Source organism: Microbacterium sp. CCH5-D1, assembly GCF_001557335.1.
In the GTDB taxonomy this organism is placed as follows: Bacteria; Actinomycetota; Actinomycetes; order Actinomycetales; family Microbacteriaceae; genus Microbacterium; species Microbacterium oxydans.
In genome coordinates this window covers 1-13,228 of record NZ_LSJW01000046.1, presented here as the reverse complement: position 1 = coordinate 13,228, position 13,228 = coordinate 1, and the positions used below count along the sequence as shown (strand labels likewise).

Genomic DNA, 13,228 nt, shown 5'->3' with positions numbered 1-13,228 from the left:
GAGGGCTGCGCCCACGACCGGGCCCACACGGCCGGCACCGATGATGCCGACACCGAGGCGCCCGTCACGTGCCATCGTCGCTCCGTCTCCGCCGTCGCAGCGGGGGTTCGGAGGGAGCCTCGGGCGCGGCGGGAGGCACGGCCGGAGGAACCGGGGGCGGGGTCGTGGCGTTCACCGAGGGCGAAGACGGAACCGCCGGAGGCAGGGGCGGAGCGACCGGCGCTGTCGCCTGTGGCACGACTGGAGGCGCGAGCGGCGCTACCGGAGGTGCGGGCGGAGCTGCCGGAGGTGTGGGCGGCACGAGCGGAGGCGCGGGCGGAGCCGTGTGCTCCGGAGCCGGGAAGACCGGCGCCGCCCCCGTGTACGCCGGAGGTGCGGCGACGGGCGGCGGTCCCGTGTACGCAGGAGGTGCGGGAGGTGCGGCGACCGGCTGCGGCGCCGCATGCTCGCTCCACCGGTGAGTGGTGTCGCGGGACGCGGCCTCCGCCGCTGCGGCCGTGACCTCGTCGATCAGCGCCAGCGCATCGGCACGCTCGAGACCGGACAGGTAGCCGGTGATGGGACCGGGAACGGTGTGCACCTGCGCACCGGACACACGCTGCGCGCGGTCGATCGGCCCCTGGCTCAGCGAGACGCCCTGCAGCCGTGCGAGCGGGAACACGGCGAGCTTGCGCCACACGTTCCCGCGGCGGAGCAGCAGCCCGAAGTCGGCGACCAGGTACCCGTGACGCTTCCAGGAGAACGGACGTCGCCACCGCGCTCGGCGGGGCATGGTCCGATAGGTGTCGTCACCCTCAGGGCCGACGATGCCCTGCTCCCACAGCGAGGGGATGCTCTCGGCGGGCACGTCGGGAAGGACGAGCGCGAGCACCCGCTCGACATCGGCACGCTTGCCGACCGGCAGCACCACGTTGAACTGCTGGCCGCTGCCCGATGACTGCTGCGCCGCGCTCTTGCCGCTCATCCGGTTGATCTTGATCGTCCACCAGCCGAAGGGACGCCACAGCAGCGACTGCGACACCTCCACGGCGAAGATGCGACCGGGCGGGAGCGTCTCGGTGACGGTCGTGAGGAGACCGTACGTGATCCGCACGCCGTCCGGTGTCGGCGCGATCGAGTAGCGCAGCGATTTGGAGATCTGCGCCCAGGTGATACCGACCACGGCGACGATCATGGGAACGCCCATGCCGAGTCCCAGCCCGAGGAGGATGAACCCCCCGTCCGAGTTGCCGTCGGCCAGCATCCCGATCAGGGCGCTGCCGATCGCGATCGCGAAGATCGCACCGAAGAAGACGAACCACAGCAGTCCGGAGATGAGCTGCGATCCGACCAGCCGACCGGTCGGGATCTTCACGACGCTCTCGGGGACCACGTCGGCGAGATCGACTCCGGCGATCAGACCGTTGACTCCCGCGTTCATCGATCCGACGAGCTGCGCTCGCGCGGATGCCGGTGCGGCCGCCGCCGCTGCGGCTGCTGCCGGGTTGAGCGCGGCGTCGCGCGCCGCGCGCGCACCGGACGCCAGACGGAGGATGTCGGCGCGCACGGATTCGGCACGCGGAGTAGCCAGATACTCCAGCTCGACGTTCGCGTCATTGCCGGCACCGACGACCTCGAGCTTCGCGAGGCCGATGATGCGCGCGGGGAACGGACGCGTCAGGTTGACGCCCTGCACGCGGTCGAGCGGCGCGCGTCGGTGCGAACGGAAGATGATGCCCTTGCGGACCTCGACGTGGTCACCGGTGATGCGGAACTGCTGGAAGCGCCAGATGAACCAGAAGATCAGGATCAGCACGATCACGAGGCCCAGCACGCTCAGCAACGCGACCAGGATCAGGTTGTTCGAGAGAACCCAGTCGACGGGATCGGCGCCGGCGTAGTCGCCGTAATGCGCCTCTTCCGGCGCGAAGAGCGCGACGGCCCAGGAGATCAGGCGGTCGCGCATGTTCGCGATGACGATGCCGCCGATGATGATGAGCGCCAGGCCGCCCTTGAAGAGCGGCGTGAGCGGGTGCATCCGGTGCCACTCGCCGTTCGCGAGGGTCGTCGGGGCCTCCCCCGCCGATGCCTGCGGGCTGTGCGTCGCGAGCGGAGGCTGCTGCTCGCTCACAGGCCGGTCCGTCGGGTCTCGGCCACATGGATGAGCGTGTCGCGCAGTGCCTCGGCCGCTTCCTGCGTGAGACCGGGGATCTGCACACCGGTCGTCGCCGCAGCCGTGACCATCTTGAGCTGGGCGATCCCGAAGGCACGGTCGAGCGGCCCCTGCGTGATGTCGACAAGCTGCATGCGGCCGTAGGGCACGGCGATCATGCGCTGCCAGAGGATCCCCTTGCGGAAGACGATGTCGTCGGCGCGCAGCATGTAGCCGATCGCCCTCGCCTGACGCGGGAGGATGATCAGGGTGACCACCGTGATCAGCAGGATCACACCGGCCGGGATCCACACCCAGTCCTGTTCCAGCACGATGTTCAGCACGATCGCGGCGGCGGCGACGATCACGAGGAAGATCACGTTCTGGACGATCTGCGAGACGACGTAGCGCGGCGAGATCTGGTGCCAGGTGCCGTCGAGTTCCAGGCGGGCCTCGTTGCGCGCCGTGCGCAGCTGCGTGTAGGTGCCACGGTCGAGGGCGTCGAGGTCAGTGCCCTCCGCCGGGTTCAGGGGCGCGGTCTCTGGGTTCTGAGTCATCAGGATCCTTCGGCAGGGTGCAGAACTGTTCGGCGACGAGAGCGGCGATCACGAGGACGATCGCACTTCCGATCAGGGCCAGCATGGCCACAGTCGACCCTACCGGCGGAACGACGGGGCGCGACAGGAGGAAGACCAGCAGCCCCGCTCCGAACCCCGCCATGATCGCGCCGAGAAGGCTGGATGCACGGGCGAGCGTCGCCGCTCTCAGCGCACGGAACGGGTCGATGCGGATGCCCGAACGCACACTGCGTCGCACCGGCCAGGCGACGCCGAGAGATGCCGCGGCGATCAGCAGCAGGAGTACCGGCAGCAGGAGCGACGGCGTGAAAGTCGCGCGCCCCGAGGCCGTCAGCAGATGGTCGAGCAGGAAGCCGACGCCGCCGCCCAGCAGTGCGAGGAGGACGAGCACGCCGGCGGAGGTGCGTCTCATCCCTCGCCTCCGGCACGAAGGGCGGCCGCGAGGTCGGCGACCCTCCCCCGACCGAGCAGCACCGCGTCCTGATCGACGTCGAGCCAGGGGTCGAGCACGAAGAGGCGTTCGGCGGCACGCGGGTGCGGCAGCTGCAGATGCGGTTCCTCGGAGATGACGTCGCCGTACGCGATGAGGTCGAGGTCGAGGGTGCGGTCGCCCCAGCGCTCACGGCGCTCCCGACCGTTCTCGTCCTCGATGGCGTGCAGCATTCCGAGCAGTATCTCGGGGGCCAGACGCGTGGTGACCAGTGCCACCGCGTTGACGTAGCCGGGGGCGTCGGGATCGGGACCGTCGGGCCGGAGGGCGACCGTCTCGAACAGCTTCGACAACCGCACCTCGCTGACCAGCGGCAGTCGTGCGATCCGCTCGGCGGCAGCGGTGATCGTGTCATGGCGATCGCCGAGGTTCGCGCCGAGGGCGACGACGGCCGTCACCTCCGGCCGCCCGGGGCGAGGCGCCGGCATTGCGGGTGGGTTCGCGAGGTTGCGGCTCATGCGGTTGTGTCCTCCGGCGCATCAGGGGTTCGGTGGCGATGCAGGGTGACCGCCACATCGGCGAAGTCGAGGGGAATCGGGGCGTGGGGCTTGTGCACCGTCACGGTGATGTCCTGCACCCGTGGGTCGTCGAGACCGACCGCGGCGATGCGTTCGGCGAGCGTCTCGATCAGGTTCACGGGCTCCCCCGACACGACCGCGGCGACCTTCTCGGCCAGCTCGCCGTAGTGCACCGTGTCCACGACATCGTCGGAGGCAGCGGCACGCGCGAGGGAGAGCCGCAGTCGCAGGTCGATCGTGAACTCCTGGCCGTCCTGACGCTCGTGCTCGAAGACGCCGTGACGACCGAACACCGTCAGACCGGTGAGGACGATCTCGTCGAGGGGCTCCATACGTCTAGCGTACGGGGATCGCCCCGAGACGCCCTCAGCCTTCCCAGGCGTGCGCGATCGCCAGGGCGTCGCGCGTGGACGCCACGTCGTGCACACGCACGGCCCACACTCCGGCTCTGACCGCGAGCGCACTGGTGACGGCGGTGGCGAGGTCGCGACGGGATTCGGAGACCTCCTCGTCGGGACCTGTCTCCTGACGGAGTACCTCTGCGAGGAACCGTTTGCGCGACGTGCCGATCAGCACCCGAGGGCCCAGTGCGACGATCTCGTCGAGCCCGCGCAGCATGTCCCAGTTCTGCGCTCCCGACTTCGCGAACCCGATGCCGGGATCGATGATGAGGCGAGACGGCGCGATCCCCGATGAGGCCGCCTCACCGATGCGCTCCTGCAGTTCGCCGGCGACCTCGCGCGCGACGCGGTGGTACTCGGCATTGGCATACATGTCCGAAGAGAACCCGCGCCAGTGCCCGATCGCGAAGTCGGCGCCGGATTCCGCGACGGCAGCGCGCATCTCCGGATCGGCGAGCCCCCCGGAGACGTCGTTGACGATCCTGGCCCCCGCCCGCACGGCGGCGGCTGCTGTGGCGGCGCTGAGCGTATCGACGCTGACCGGCACGCCAGCGGCAGCGAGCTGTTCGATCACCGGGATCACTCGCTGCTGCTCGACGTCGGTGCCGACCCGGTCGGCGCCGGGCCTGGTCGATTCACCACCCACATCGAGCACAGCTGCTCCCTCGGCGCGGAGCCGCAGCCCGTGGGCCACCGCGCGATCTACGTCGAGGTAGCGGCCCCCGTCGCTGAACGAGTCCGGAGTGACGTTGACGATGCCCCAGATGCCCGTCATCCGTGCGCTGCTCCGAAGCCGGCCGAGCCGATCAGAGTGATGAGCTCGGCCCTGGAGACGGGATCGTTGTACTCACCGCGCGCCGCGATGGTGAGTGTCGAGGCCTCGGTCTGGCGTCCGCCGCGCATGGTGACGCAGCCGTGCGCCGCGTCGAGCACGACCAGCACACCGCGGGTGTCGAGGTGCTCCGCGATCGTGTCGGCGATCTGCTCGCCAAGCCGTTCCTGCACCTGCGGACGCGCGGCGAGGATCTCGACGACCCGCACGAGCGCTCCCAACCCGACGACCTGTTCGCCGGGGAGATAGGCGATGTGCGCGTGCCCGGCGAAGGGCAGCAGGTGGTGCTCGCAGACGGAGCGGAAGCGGATGTCGCGCAGCAGCACGGCACCGGAGGGCAGCGTGTCGGGCGCGGGGCCTCGGGAGACACTGATGGTGCGCGCGAGCGGTTCAGCCGGGTCTTCGCCCACTCCGGAGAAGAACTCCGTGTACAGCTCGGCCATGCGCGTCGGGGTCTGCTTCAATCCCGGTCGGTCCGGGTCTTCGCCGATCGCCGCGAGAAGCTCTCGCGTGAGCCGCTCGACGCGCTCTCTGTCGACCGTCACGTCACGCCGTCGCAGGCCGCGGGTTCCCTGCTCCCGCCGAGCCCTGCTGCGTGCGCGGTGCGCCGGCCGGAGCCTCGACGGATGCCGCCAGCGAGACGTCCTTCTTCGGCACCTCGATCGGAGGACGCTCCGAGACCGGACGCCCTTCGCTCGAGAGCCACAGCGGGCGCTCCGGCAGCTTCTTGATCTCGGTGAAGATCTCCGCGATCTGGTTGTGGTCGAGGGTCTCCTCCTCGAGCAGGGCCAGGGCGAGCTTGTCGAGGATGTCGCGGTTCTCGCTGATGACCTCGTAGGCCTCGTTGTGCGCCTGCTCGATGAGCGCGCGTACCTCGGCGTCGACGCGCTCGGCGACCTTCTCGGAGTATTCGCGGCCACGGCCCATGTCGCGTGCGACGAACATGTCGCCGCCCTCGGTGCCGAGCTTGACCGGACCGACCTGCGTCGTCATGCCGTACTCGATGACCATCTTGCGAGCGATCGAGGTCGCCTTCTCGATGTCGTTCGAGGCACCGGTGGTGGGGTCGTGGAAGACGATCTCCTCCGCGACGCGGCCGCCCATGGCGTAGGTGAGCTGGTCCTGCAGTTCGTTGCGGGTGACCGAGTACTTGTCGTCGAGCGGCAGCACCATCGTGTAGCCGAGCGCCTTGCCACGAGGCAGGATCGTGATCTTGGTCACCGGGTCGGTGTAGTTCATCGCCGCCGCCGCGAGCGCGTGTCCGCCCTCGTGGTACGCCGTGATGAGCTTCTCCTTGTCCTTCATCACGCGGGTGCGGCGCTGCGGACCGGCGATCACACGGTCGATGGCCTCGTCGAGGGCGCGGTTGTCGATGAGCTGGGCGTTCGAGCGGGCTGTGAGCAACGCGGCCTCGTTCAGCACGTTCGCCAGGTCGGCACCGGTGAAGCCGGGGGTCTTGCGGGCGACGACCTCGAGATCGACGTTCTTCGACAGCGGCTTGCCCTTGCTGTGCACCTCGAGGATCTTCTGGCGACCCTTGAGGTCGGGGGCGTCGACGCCGATCTGACGGTCGAAGCGGCCGGGGCGCAGCAGTGCGGGGTCGAGGATGTCCGGACGGTTGGTGGCCGCGATCACGATGACGTTCGCGTTCGGGTCGAAGCCGTCCATCTCGACGAGCATCTGGTTCAGCGTCTGCTCGCGCTCGTCGTTTCCGCCGCCCATGCCGGCGCCGCGGTGACGACCGACGGCGTCGATCTCGTCGATGAAGATGATGGCCGGAGCGTTCTCCTTGGCCTGGCTGAAGAGGTCGCGCACGCGAGAGGCACCGACGCCGACGAACATCTCGACGAAGTCGGAACCGGAGATCGAGTAGAACGGGGCGCCGGCCTCACCGGCGACGGCGCGGGCGAGGAGGGTCTTTCCGGTTCCGGGAGGGCCGTACAGCAGCACGCCCTTCGGGATGCGGGCGCCGATCGCCTGGAACTTCGCGGGGTCCTGCAGGAACTCCTTGATCTCGTGGAGCTCCTCGATGGCCTCGTCGGCACCGGCCACATCGGCGAAGGTGACGGTCGGGGTCTCCTTGCTGACGAGCTTGGCCTTGGACTTGCCGAACTGCATGACCTTGCCGCCGCCGCCCTGCATGGAGGACAGGAGCCACCAGAACAGCAGACCGAGCAGCACGAGGGGAAGAAGAAGGGAGAGGAAGCCGTCGAACCAGGTCGCACGCGGGACGGCGTCGTTGAAGCCGTCCTTCGGCGCTGCATCGTTGACGGCCTTGACGACCTCGTCGGCGCGCGCATCGACGTAGTAGAACTGGACGTTCTCGGAGCCCTGGAACGGCTTGGAGAGCGTCATGTCGACGCGCTGATCGCCATCGGTGTTCACGACCTCGGTGACCGTAGTGCCGGAGAGGAGCTTCAGCCCCTCCTGCGTCGTGATCTGCTTGGGCGCACCCAGATTCGAGATCAGCAGGAAACCGCCGAACAGGAGCACGCCGATCAGCGCGACGTAGATCAGCGGATTCCGGGTGAGCTTCTTCACATCCATGATCGGATCAGCGTATCGCGCGCGCCCTAGGGGGTCGCTGTGCGTTCACCCACGGCGTAGCGTTCGACGGCGAGGTCGGAGTCGCCGCGTCACCGCGGCCGGGTCTGCGACCTCAGGAATAGACGTGCGGGGCGAGCACGGCGACGTCGCGCAGGTTGCGGTAGCGCTCTGCGTAGTCGAGGCCGTAACCGACGACGAACTCCACCGGGATGTCGAAGCCGACGTACTTGCAGTCGATCTCGACCTTCGCCGCCTCGGGCTTGCGCAGGAGCGCCAGCACCTCGATCGACTCGGCGCCGCGCGATCCGAAGTTCTCCAGCAGCCAGCTCAGCGTGAGGCCGGAATCGATGATGTCCTCGACGATGAGCACGTGCTTGCCGTTGAGGTCCGTGTCGAGGTCTTTCCGGATCTGCACCACGCCGCTCGACTTCGTGCTGGCACCGTAGCTCGACACCGCCATCCAGTCCATCGGAGCGTGGAACGGCAGCGCCCGCGCGAAGTCGGCCATCACCATGACCGCGCCCTTCAGCACGCCGACGAGGAGAAGGTCCTTGCCCGCGTAGTCCTCGGCGACCTGCGCTGCGAGCTCGTCGAGCTTGGCGTGGATCTCCTCCTCGGTGACGAGGATCTGTGCAAGGTCGTCCTGGATCTCCGCGGCGCGCATGGATCGATTTTAGGCGACGCGATCGGATGCTCGGTCCCAGGTCTGTTCATCGGGACGGCATCTGCCCCTCGCCGGGCATCCGCACTACTGTGAGCGGTGATGCGGGCGGACGCCCCGACGGAAGGATTCACCATGGCTCTTGACGACATCCTCAACCAGGTGCCGATCGACGACATCGCCGAGAAGCTGGGCGTCTCGCGGGACGAAGCCAAGGTCGCGGTCGAGCAGGGCGGCGCGGTGCTGCTCGGCGGCCTCGCCAAGAACGCCGAGACGGATGAGGGCTCCGCGGCGATCCGGAACGCGCTGAAGAAGCATGAGGGCGCTTCCGGCGCGTCGAAAGTCGACGACATCGATCAGGCCGACGGCGGCAAGATCGTCTCCCACATCCTCGGTTCGAAGGAGAAAGAGGTGACGAAGGAGCTCACGGAGTCGAAGGCGACCCCCGGCATCGACTTCGGCAAGCTCCTTCCGATCCTCGCCCCGATCGTGATGGGCCTGATCGCGAACGCGACCAAGGACAAGTCGGCGAAGGCCGACGCGGGCGCGGAGGGCTCCGGCGGTATCGGCGATGTGATCGGCGGATTGCTGGGCGGCGGCAACAGCGGCGGCTCGTCCGGCGGCATCGGCGATGTCATCGGCGGACTCCTCGGCGGCGGCAACAGCAGTGGTTCCGGCGGCGGCATCGACCTCGGCGGGATTCTCGGCGGCCTGTTCGGCGGCAAGAAGTAAGACCACATGCACGCATCCGGTCGCGCAGCGGTGGTCCCCGCTCAGCGACCGGATGCGGCGAAGACGATGCGCCCCCCGTGGCGCACGGCCGAGCACTCCGGCAGGTCGATCGGCCCCTGACCATTCCAGTCGGTGACCAGCCGCGCGACCTCGATCGTCTGCGACCTGGTCAGGCTCACCCCGAACTCGCTGTCGACGACGAGCCGGATGATCCGGTTGCGCAGTGCGGCGGGATTCGCGGCGAGCGCCGCCACGCTGACGGAGATCCCGGCTTCCGCATGCTCGACGATGTCCTCGATCGTCTCGTGGATCATCTCGTCGAACGCCTCGGCGTCCTCCCGGAGCTGCTCCGCCGTGCGGGCGAGGGCCTCGGCGATGCCGGGACCGAGCTCGTCTTCGAGAACCGGGAGCACGCGCTCGCGCACCCGGACCCTGGCGTAGCGGTCGTCGCGGTTGTGCGGATCGTCCCACGGCGTGAGGTCGGAGGCGACGCAGAAAGCGCGCGTCGTCTCGCGGCGCACGCCCAGGAGCGGACGCACCCATCGCACACCGTCCTCATCCTCACGGACCGGAGCCATCCCCTGCAGGCTGGCCGCCCCGGAGCCACGAGCCAGGCCGAGCAGAACGGTCTCCGCCTGGTCGTCGAGCGTGTGCCCGAGAAGCACGGCGGCGGCTCCGACGTCGGCAGCCGCGTCTCGCAGCACCCGGTATCGCGCCTCTCGGGCGGCGGCCTCAGGACCGCCCTCCCCTGCGACGTCCACGCGCACGATCAACGGGTCGAGGCCGAGGTCGGCGGCTGCACGAGCCGCCGCGGATGCGACGTCTGCCGAGTCGTGCTGCAGGCCGTGATCGACGGTCAGGGACGCGACACGAAGTCCGAGCTTGCGCGCTTCGAACGCGACGGCCGCGGCGAGCGCGAGCGAATCCGCACCCCCGGACAAGGCGACGATGACGGCCGCACCCTCGGGAAGGTCGGCGAGCGCGGTGCGCACGGCGAGGCGGATCTCGGCGATGGCGGGAGCGAGTGACGGCACGCCTCCACGCTAGGGCACCTCGAGGATCGGCGCGCCCGGTCCCGGTCGATGGCGACGGCCGCGGGCGGGGCTATCCTGACGCCGTGACCGATGAGACGAGCACACGACCGTTCCGCACCGAGAGGTTCAAGGCCTTCGTCGATGCCGTCGTCGCGATCGCCATGACACTGCTCATCCTCCCGCTGATGGAGTCCGTCTCCGAAGCGGCTTCCGGTCAGCTGACCACCGCCGAATTCCTGAACGAGCACGCGGGTCAGCTGCTCAGCTTCGGGTTGAGCTTCCTCCTCATCGCGACGTTCTGGATGGGCCACCATCGCCAGTACCGCGACGTGGAGTGGGTCACCGTCCCCCTCCTGTGGATCAACGTCGCGTGGATGGCGACGATCGTCTGGCTGCCCGTTCCCACGGCGATGATCGGGCAGATGGACACCGACGCCCTCCAGGCGGTGGTCTACATCGGCACGCTGATCATGACGCAGGTGACGACTCTCGCCGGCTGGCTCTATCTCGCGCGTCACCGCGAACTCACCACGGCGTCGACCGAGACGATCCGGCTGGGGGCGATCGGAGACCTCGCGGCGATCATCCTGTTCGCCGCAGCCCTCGTCATCGCCGTCCTCGCTGCGCCGAACGGGTACGCCGGGCTCTTCCTGCTGCTGCTCAGCGACCCGACGAGCCGGCTGTTGAATCGGCTGCTGCGCAGGCGCGGAACCGAAGAGCCGCGGCCGGAGACCGACGCCGGACCCTGAGCGCTCGCGACCAACGGGGGTGCGAGCGCCGCAGGTAGGCTAGTCGGCGGCATCCAACCGAACTTTTCCTGAGGAGCACACGCATGGGCGCACACGACGCCGTCATCGAGATCCCGCGCGGCAGCCGCGTGAAGTACGAGGTCGACCACGAGACCGGGCGAGTGCACCTCGACCGCGTGCTCTACACGACCTTCGGCTACCCGGCCGACTACGGCTACTTCGACAACACGCTCGGCGAGGACGGCGACCCGCTCGACGTGCTCGTGCTGCTCGACCACGCCATCTACCCGGGCGTCGTCGTGGAGGTCCGCCCCGTCGCCGTGCTCAAGATGAGCGACGAGGCCGGCGGAGACGACAAGCTCGTCGCCGTGCTCTCCAAGGACCCGCGCTGGGCCCACATCCAGGACATCGACGACATCGCCGAGTACACGAAGAAGGAGATCGCGCACTTCTTCGAGCACTACAAGGACCTCGAGCCCAACAAGTGGGTCAAGGTCGACGAGTGGGGGAACGCCGCCGAGGCGCAGCGCATCCTCGACGAGGCGATCCTCCGTTTCGGCGAGCAGGGCCACTGACCCTCACGCACGCAGAAGACCCCCGGTTCCGCTCAGCGGCCGGGGGTCTTCTTCATGTCAGGAGGGAGCGGCTCAGGCCGACACTCCGCGATCGCCGAGGAACGCGACGGGATTCACGGGGCGACCGCCGACGTAGACCTCGAAGTGGAGGTGGCAGCCGAACGAGCGGCCGGTGTTGCCCGCATATGCGATGACCTGGCCGGAGTTCACGCGCTGACCCGAACGGACGAGGATGCCGCCGTCGCGGATGTGGGCGTAGCCCGTGCCGATGCCGCCGCCGTGCTGGATGCGGATGTAGTTGCCGTAACCGGAGTTGGGGCCCGCATAGTCGACGGTCCCGGAGTTCGCGGCGTAGATCGGAGAGCCACAGCCGTTGGCGAAGTCGGTTCCGTAGTGGAAGGACGAGGAGCAGCCCTGGGAGCCGCACTGCACGGAGCGAGGGCCGTAGCCCGAGCTCTTCCCGCCGCCGTGCGGACGGCACCAGCCGCCGGAGCCCTGGCTTCCGCCACCGCCACCGCCTCCGCCACCGGCCGCGGCTGCCGCCGCTGCGGCAGCGCGCTCGGCGGCTTCGCGTTCGCGACGGGCCTTCGCCTCGGCTTCGACACCGGCCTGGTAGCCGGCCACGGTCTGGGTCGTCACGTCCTTGAGGGCCGCAAGCTGAGCCTGCATGGTGGCGAGGTTCGCGGACTGCTCGTCCAGGGCAGCCTGAGCTGCTTCCGCCGCCTGCTGCGCGACGACCATCTTCTCTTCGGCGACCTTCTGCAGCCGGTCGCGCTCGTTGCGAGCGACGACGGCCTGATCGCTGAGCGACTGCGCGGAGTTTCGCGCGGCGACAGCCTTGTCGTAGACCGACTGGTTGTACTCGAGCAGCTTGTCCATCGTGCCGAGGCGCGCGAGCAGCTCATCGGCGTTGTTCGCCGACCCGGCGAAGAACAGCTCCATCGACGTGTCGTCGCCGCCGTTGCGGTAGAGCTGCGCAGCCACCTGTCCCGCCTTGCGAGCAGAACTGTCGGCGACCGCAGCCTGCTCGTCGGCCTTCGCCTGCAGGGTGTCGGCTTCCGTCGCTGCGGCGAAGTACGCCTGCTGCGCGTCGTAGAACTCCTGGGATGCGACCTTCGCCGCGGCCTGCGTCTCGGCGACCTTCTGCGTGAGGGACTGGATCAGCCCTTCGATACGCGAGACCTCGGCAGCCTTGGCCGCCTCGTTATTCTTCGCTCGCTGCACGTCATCCCAGCTCGGGTACGTGGCGGCATACGCGGCGCTCACACCGTTGGTGACGCCGAAGGCGCTGAGCGCCACGACGCCGAGCGCGCCGATGCCGAGGGCTCCTCGACGACTGATGCCTATCGCACCGAAGGCGCGGCGTTCTGTGGGAGTGGGCGCGCAGCCGCAGTCCTCGGACGCTGCTGCGACCGCAGCATCCAGCGTGATCTTGTCGTTCACACGGCCCCTTCCGCCGGTTTCACAGTTGCCACAGTAACAACAACTTTCACATCCGCACCAGGGGCACGGCCGCTCCTCCGCCCTCCACCGACCCCTCGATCGTGCCCCGGAAACACGCCCGGGTTGCGGCGCCGCGCCCTCGATTCGCGATTTGCCTGAAACATCCCTTATGCTTGAGCGTCGGCAAGGAAGTCCCCCGGGACTGACTCGGCCCCATCGTTTAGCGGCCTAGGACGCCGCCCTTTCACGGCGGTAGCACGGGTTCGAATCCCGTTGGGGTCACACCTTCCGATATAATTAAACAAGTATGGCCCTGTAGCGCAGTTGGTTAGCGTGCCGCCCTGTCACGGCGGAGGTCGCGGGTTCAAGTCCCGTCAGGGTCGCTCCGTGCGATGAGCTCTTTCTTCGGAGAGGGCTCTTCGTCTAGGACGCGACAGGTTCGCCGGTCGCGCGGCTCTGTAGCTCAGTTGGTAGAGCGTTCGACTGAAAATCGAAAGGTCACCGGATCGATGCCGGTCGGAGCCACACGAGTGATCG

14 protein-coding genes and 3 tRNA genes are annotated in these 13,228 nt (G+C 68.7%); 6 read left to right on the top strand and 11 right to left on the bottom strand.

Annotation, left to right across the window (positions count from 1 at the left end):
• Positions 1-64: 64 nt before the first annotated feature.
• From AX744_RS21185 to hpt, 9 genes are all read right to left on the bottom strand, one after another.
• Positions 65-2,110 (bottom strand): PH domain-containing protein, encoded by a 2,046-nt coding sequence (locus AX744_RS21185; RefSeq protein WP_061015365.1) that lies wholly within the window; start codon positions 2,108-2,110, stop codon positions 65-67.
• A complete protein-coding gene (locus tag AX744_RS03120; RefSeq protein ID WP_046746740.1) occupies positions 2,107-2,688 on the bottom strand; it encodes a PH domain-containing protein in 582 nt (193 codons plus the stop codon). Before AX744_RS03120 ends, AX744_RS21185 begins: the two co-directional genes overlap by 4 nt.
• Complete coding sequence (locus tag AX744_RS03115) at positions 2,639-3,121, bottom strand: DUF3180 domain-containing protein (RefSeq protein ID WP_046746741.1); 483 nt, start codon at positions 3,119-3,121, stop codon at positions 2,639-2,641. The genes AX744_RS03120 and AX744_RS03115 overlap by 50 nt, the downstream gene beginning before the upstream one ends.
• On the bottom strand, positions 3,118-3,657 hold the full coding sequence (gene folK / locus AX744_RS03110) for a 2-amino-4-hydroxy-6-hydroxymethyldihydropteridine diphosphokinase (RefSeq protein WP_046746742.1): 540 nt from the start codon (positions 3,655-3,657) through the stop codon (positions 3,118-3,120). The genes AX744_RS03115 and folK overlap by 4 nt, the downstream gene beginning before the upstream one ends.
• Positions 3,654-4,049 carry a dihydroneopterin aldolase gene (gene folB, locus AX744_RS03105; RefSeq protein WP_061015364.1) on the bottom strand — a complete coding sequence of 132 codons (396 nt, stop codon included), beginning with the start codon at positions 4,047-4,049 and terminating at the stop codon, positions 3,654-3,656. Before folB ends, folK begins: the two co-directional genes overlap by 4 nt.
• Before the next feature lie 34 nt (positions 4,050-4,083).
• Positions 4,084-4,893, bottom strand: coding sequence for a dihydropteroate synthase (gene folP, locus AX744_RS03100; protein ID WP_061015363.1), 810 nt, complete (start codon positions 4,891-4,893; stop codon positions 4,084-4,086).
• On the bottom strand, positions 4,890-5,495 hold the full coding sequence (folE, locus tag AX744_RS03095; RefSeq protein ID WP_061015362.1) for a GTP cyclohydrolase I: 606 nt from the start codon (positions 5,493-5,495) through the stop codon (positions 4,890-4,892). Before folE ends, folP begins: the two co-directional genes overlap by 4 nt.
• A 1-nt stretch (position 5,496) precedes the next feature.
• Positions 5,497-7,497, bottom strand: coding sequence for an ATP-dependent zinc metalloprotease FtsH (gene ftsH, locus AX744_RS03090; protein WP_046746746.1), 2,001 nt, complete (start codon positions 7,495-7,497; stop codon positions 5,497-5,499).
• Between the two features lie 112 nt (positions 7,498-7,609).
• Positions 7,610-8,161 carry a hypoxanthine phosphoribosyltransferase gene (hpt, locus tag AX744_RS03085; protein WP_046746747.1) on the bottom strand — a complete coding sequence of 184 codons (552 nt, stop codon included), beginning with the start codon at positions 8,159-8,161 and terminating at the stop codon, positions 7,610-7,612.
• Between the two features lie 132 nt (positions 8,162-8,293).
• On the opposite strand from hpt, the gene AX744_RS03080 reads away from it, so the two are divergent.
• Positions 8,294-8,890: a DUF937 domain-containing protein gene (locus AX744_RS03080; RefSeq protein WP_061015361.1), complete on the top strand. Its 597-nt coding sequence runs from the start codon at positions 8,294-8,296 to the stop codon at positions 8,888-8,890.
• A 41-nt stretch (positions 8,891-8,931) separates the two neighbouring features.
• On the opposite strand, the gene tilS is transcribed toward AX744_RS03080, so the two are convergent.
• Positions 8,932-9,924 (bottom strand): tRNA lysidine(34) synthetase TilS, encoded by a 993-nt coding sequence (gene tilS, locus AX744_RS03075; RefSeq protein WP_061015360.1) that lies wholly within the window; start codon positions 9,922-9,924, stop codon positions 8,932-8,934.
• An 83-nt stretch (positions 9,925-10,007) separates the two neighbouring features.
• On the opposite strand from tilS, the gene AX744_RS03070 reads away from it, so the two are divergent.
• Together AX744_RS03070 and AX744_RS03065 are read left to right on the top strand one after the other, a co-directional pair.
• Positions 10,008-10,673, top strand: coding sequence for a TMEM175 family protein (locus tag AX744_RS03070; protein ID WP_061015359.1), 666 nt, complete (start codon positions 10,008-10,010; stop codon positions 10,671-10,673).
• A gap of 83 nt (positions 10,674-10,756) precedes the next feature.
• Positions 10,757-11,248, top strand: coding sequence for an inorganic diphosphatase (locus tag AX744_RS03065; RefSeq protein ID WP_061015358.1), 492 nt, complete (start codon positions 10,757-10,759; stop codon positions 11,246-11,248).
• A gap of 72 nt (positions 11,249-11,320) precedes the next feature.
• Here AX744_RS03065 and AX744_RS03060 read toward each other — a convergent pair whose 3' ends face one another.
• Positions 11,321-12,691: a M23 family metallopeptidase gene (locus AX744_RS03060; RefSeq protein ID WP_061015357.1), complete on the bottom strand. Its 1,371-nt coding sequence runs from the start codon at positions 12,689-12,691 to the stop codon at positions 11,321-11,323.
• 209 nt (positions 12,692-12,900) lie between these two features.
• Here AX744_RS03060 and AX744_RS03055 point away from each other — a divergent pair.
• The 3 genes from AX744_RS03055 (at position 12,901) to AX744_RS03045 (ending at position 13,216) form a co-directional block, all read left to right on the top strand.
• Positions 12,901-12,973: transfer RNA gene (locus tag AX744_RS03055), tRNA-Glu, on the top strand.
• 27 nt (positions 12,974-13,000) lie between these two features.
• A tRNA-Asp gene (locus AX744_RS03050) sits at positions 13,001-13,074 on the top strand.
• Between the two features lie 69 nt (positions 13,075-13,143).
• Positions 13,144-13,216, top strand: a tRNA-Phe gene (locus AX744_RS03045).
• Positions 13,217-13,228: the final 12 nt, after the last annotated feature.

Excerpts from the sequence above, each read along its gene's own strand:
- AX744_RS03120 (WP_046746740.1), bottom strand. The coding sequence starts at position 2,688 with ATGACTCAGAACCCAGAGACCGCGCCCCTGAACCCGGCGGAGGGCACT.
- AX744_RS03115 (WP_046746741.1), bottom strand. The coding sequence starts at position 3,121 with ATGAGACGCACCTCCGCCGGCGTGCTCGTCCTCCTCGCACTGCTGGGC.
- folK (WP_046746742.1), bottom strand. The coding sequence starts at position 3,657 with ATGAGCCGCAACCTCGCGAACCCACCCGCAATGCCGGCGCCTCGCCCC.
- folB (WP_061015364.1), bottom strand. The coding sequence starts at position 4,049 with ATGGAGCCCCTCGACGAGATCGTCCTCACCGGTCTGACGGTGTTCGGT.
- folP (WP_061015363.1), bottom strand. The coding sequence starts at position 4,893 with ATGACGGGCATCTGGGGCATCGTCAACGTCACTCCGGACTCGTTCAGC.
- ftsH (WP_046746746.1), bottom strand. The coding sequence starts at position 7,497 with ATGGATGTGAAGAAGCTCACCCGGAATCCGCTGATCTACGTCGCGCTG.
- hpt (WP_046746747.1), bottom strand. The coding sequence starts at position 8,161 with ATGCGCGCCGCGGAGATCCAGGACGACCTTGCACAGATCCTCGTCACC.
- AX744_RS03080 (WP_061015361.1), top strand. The coding sequence starts at position 8,294 with ATGGCTCTTGACGACATCCTCAACCAGGTGCCGATCGACGACATCGCC.
- AX744_RS03065 (WP_061015358.1), top strand. The coding sequence starts at position 10,757 with ATGGGCGCACACGACGCCGTCATCGAGATCCCGCGCGGCAGCCGCGTG.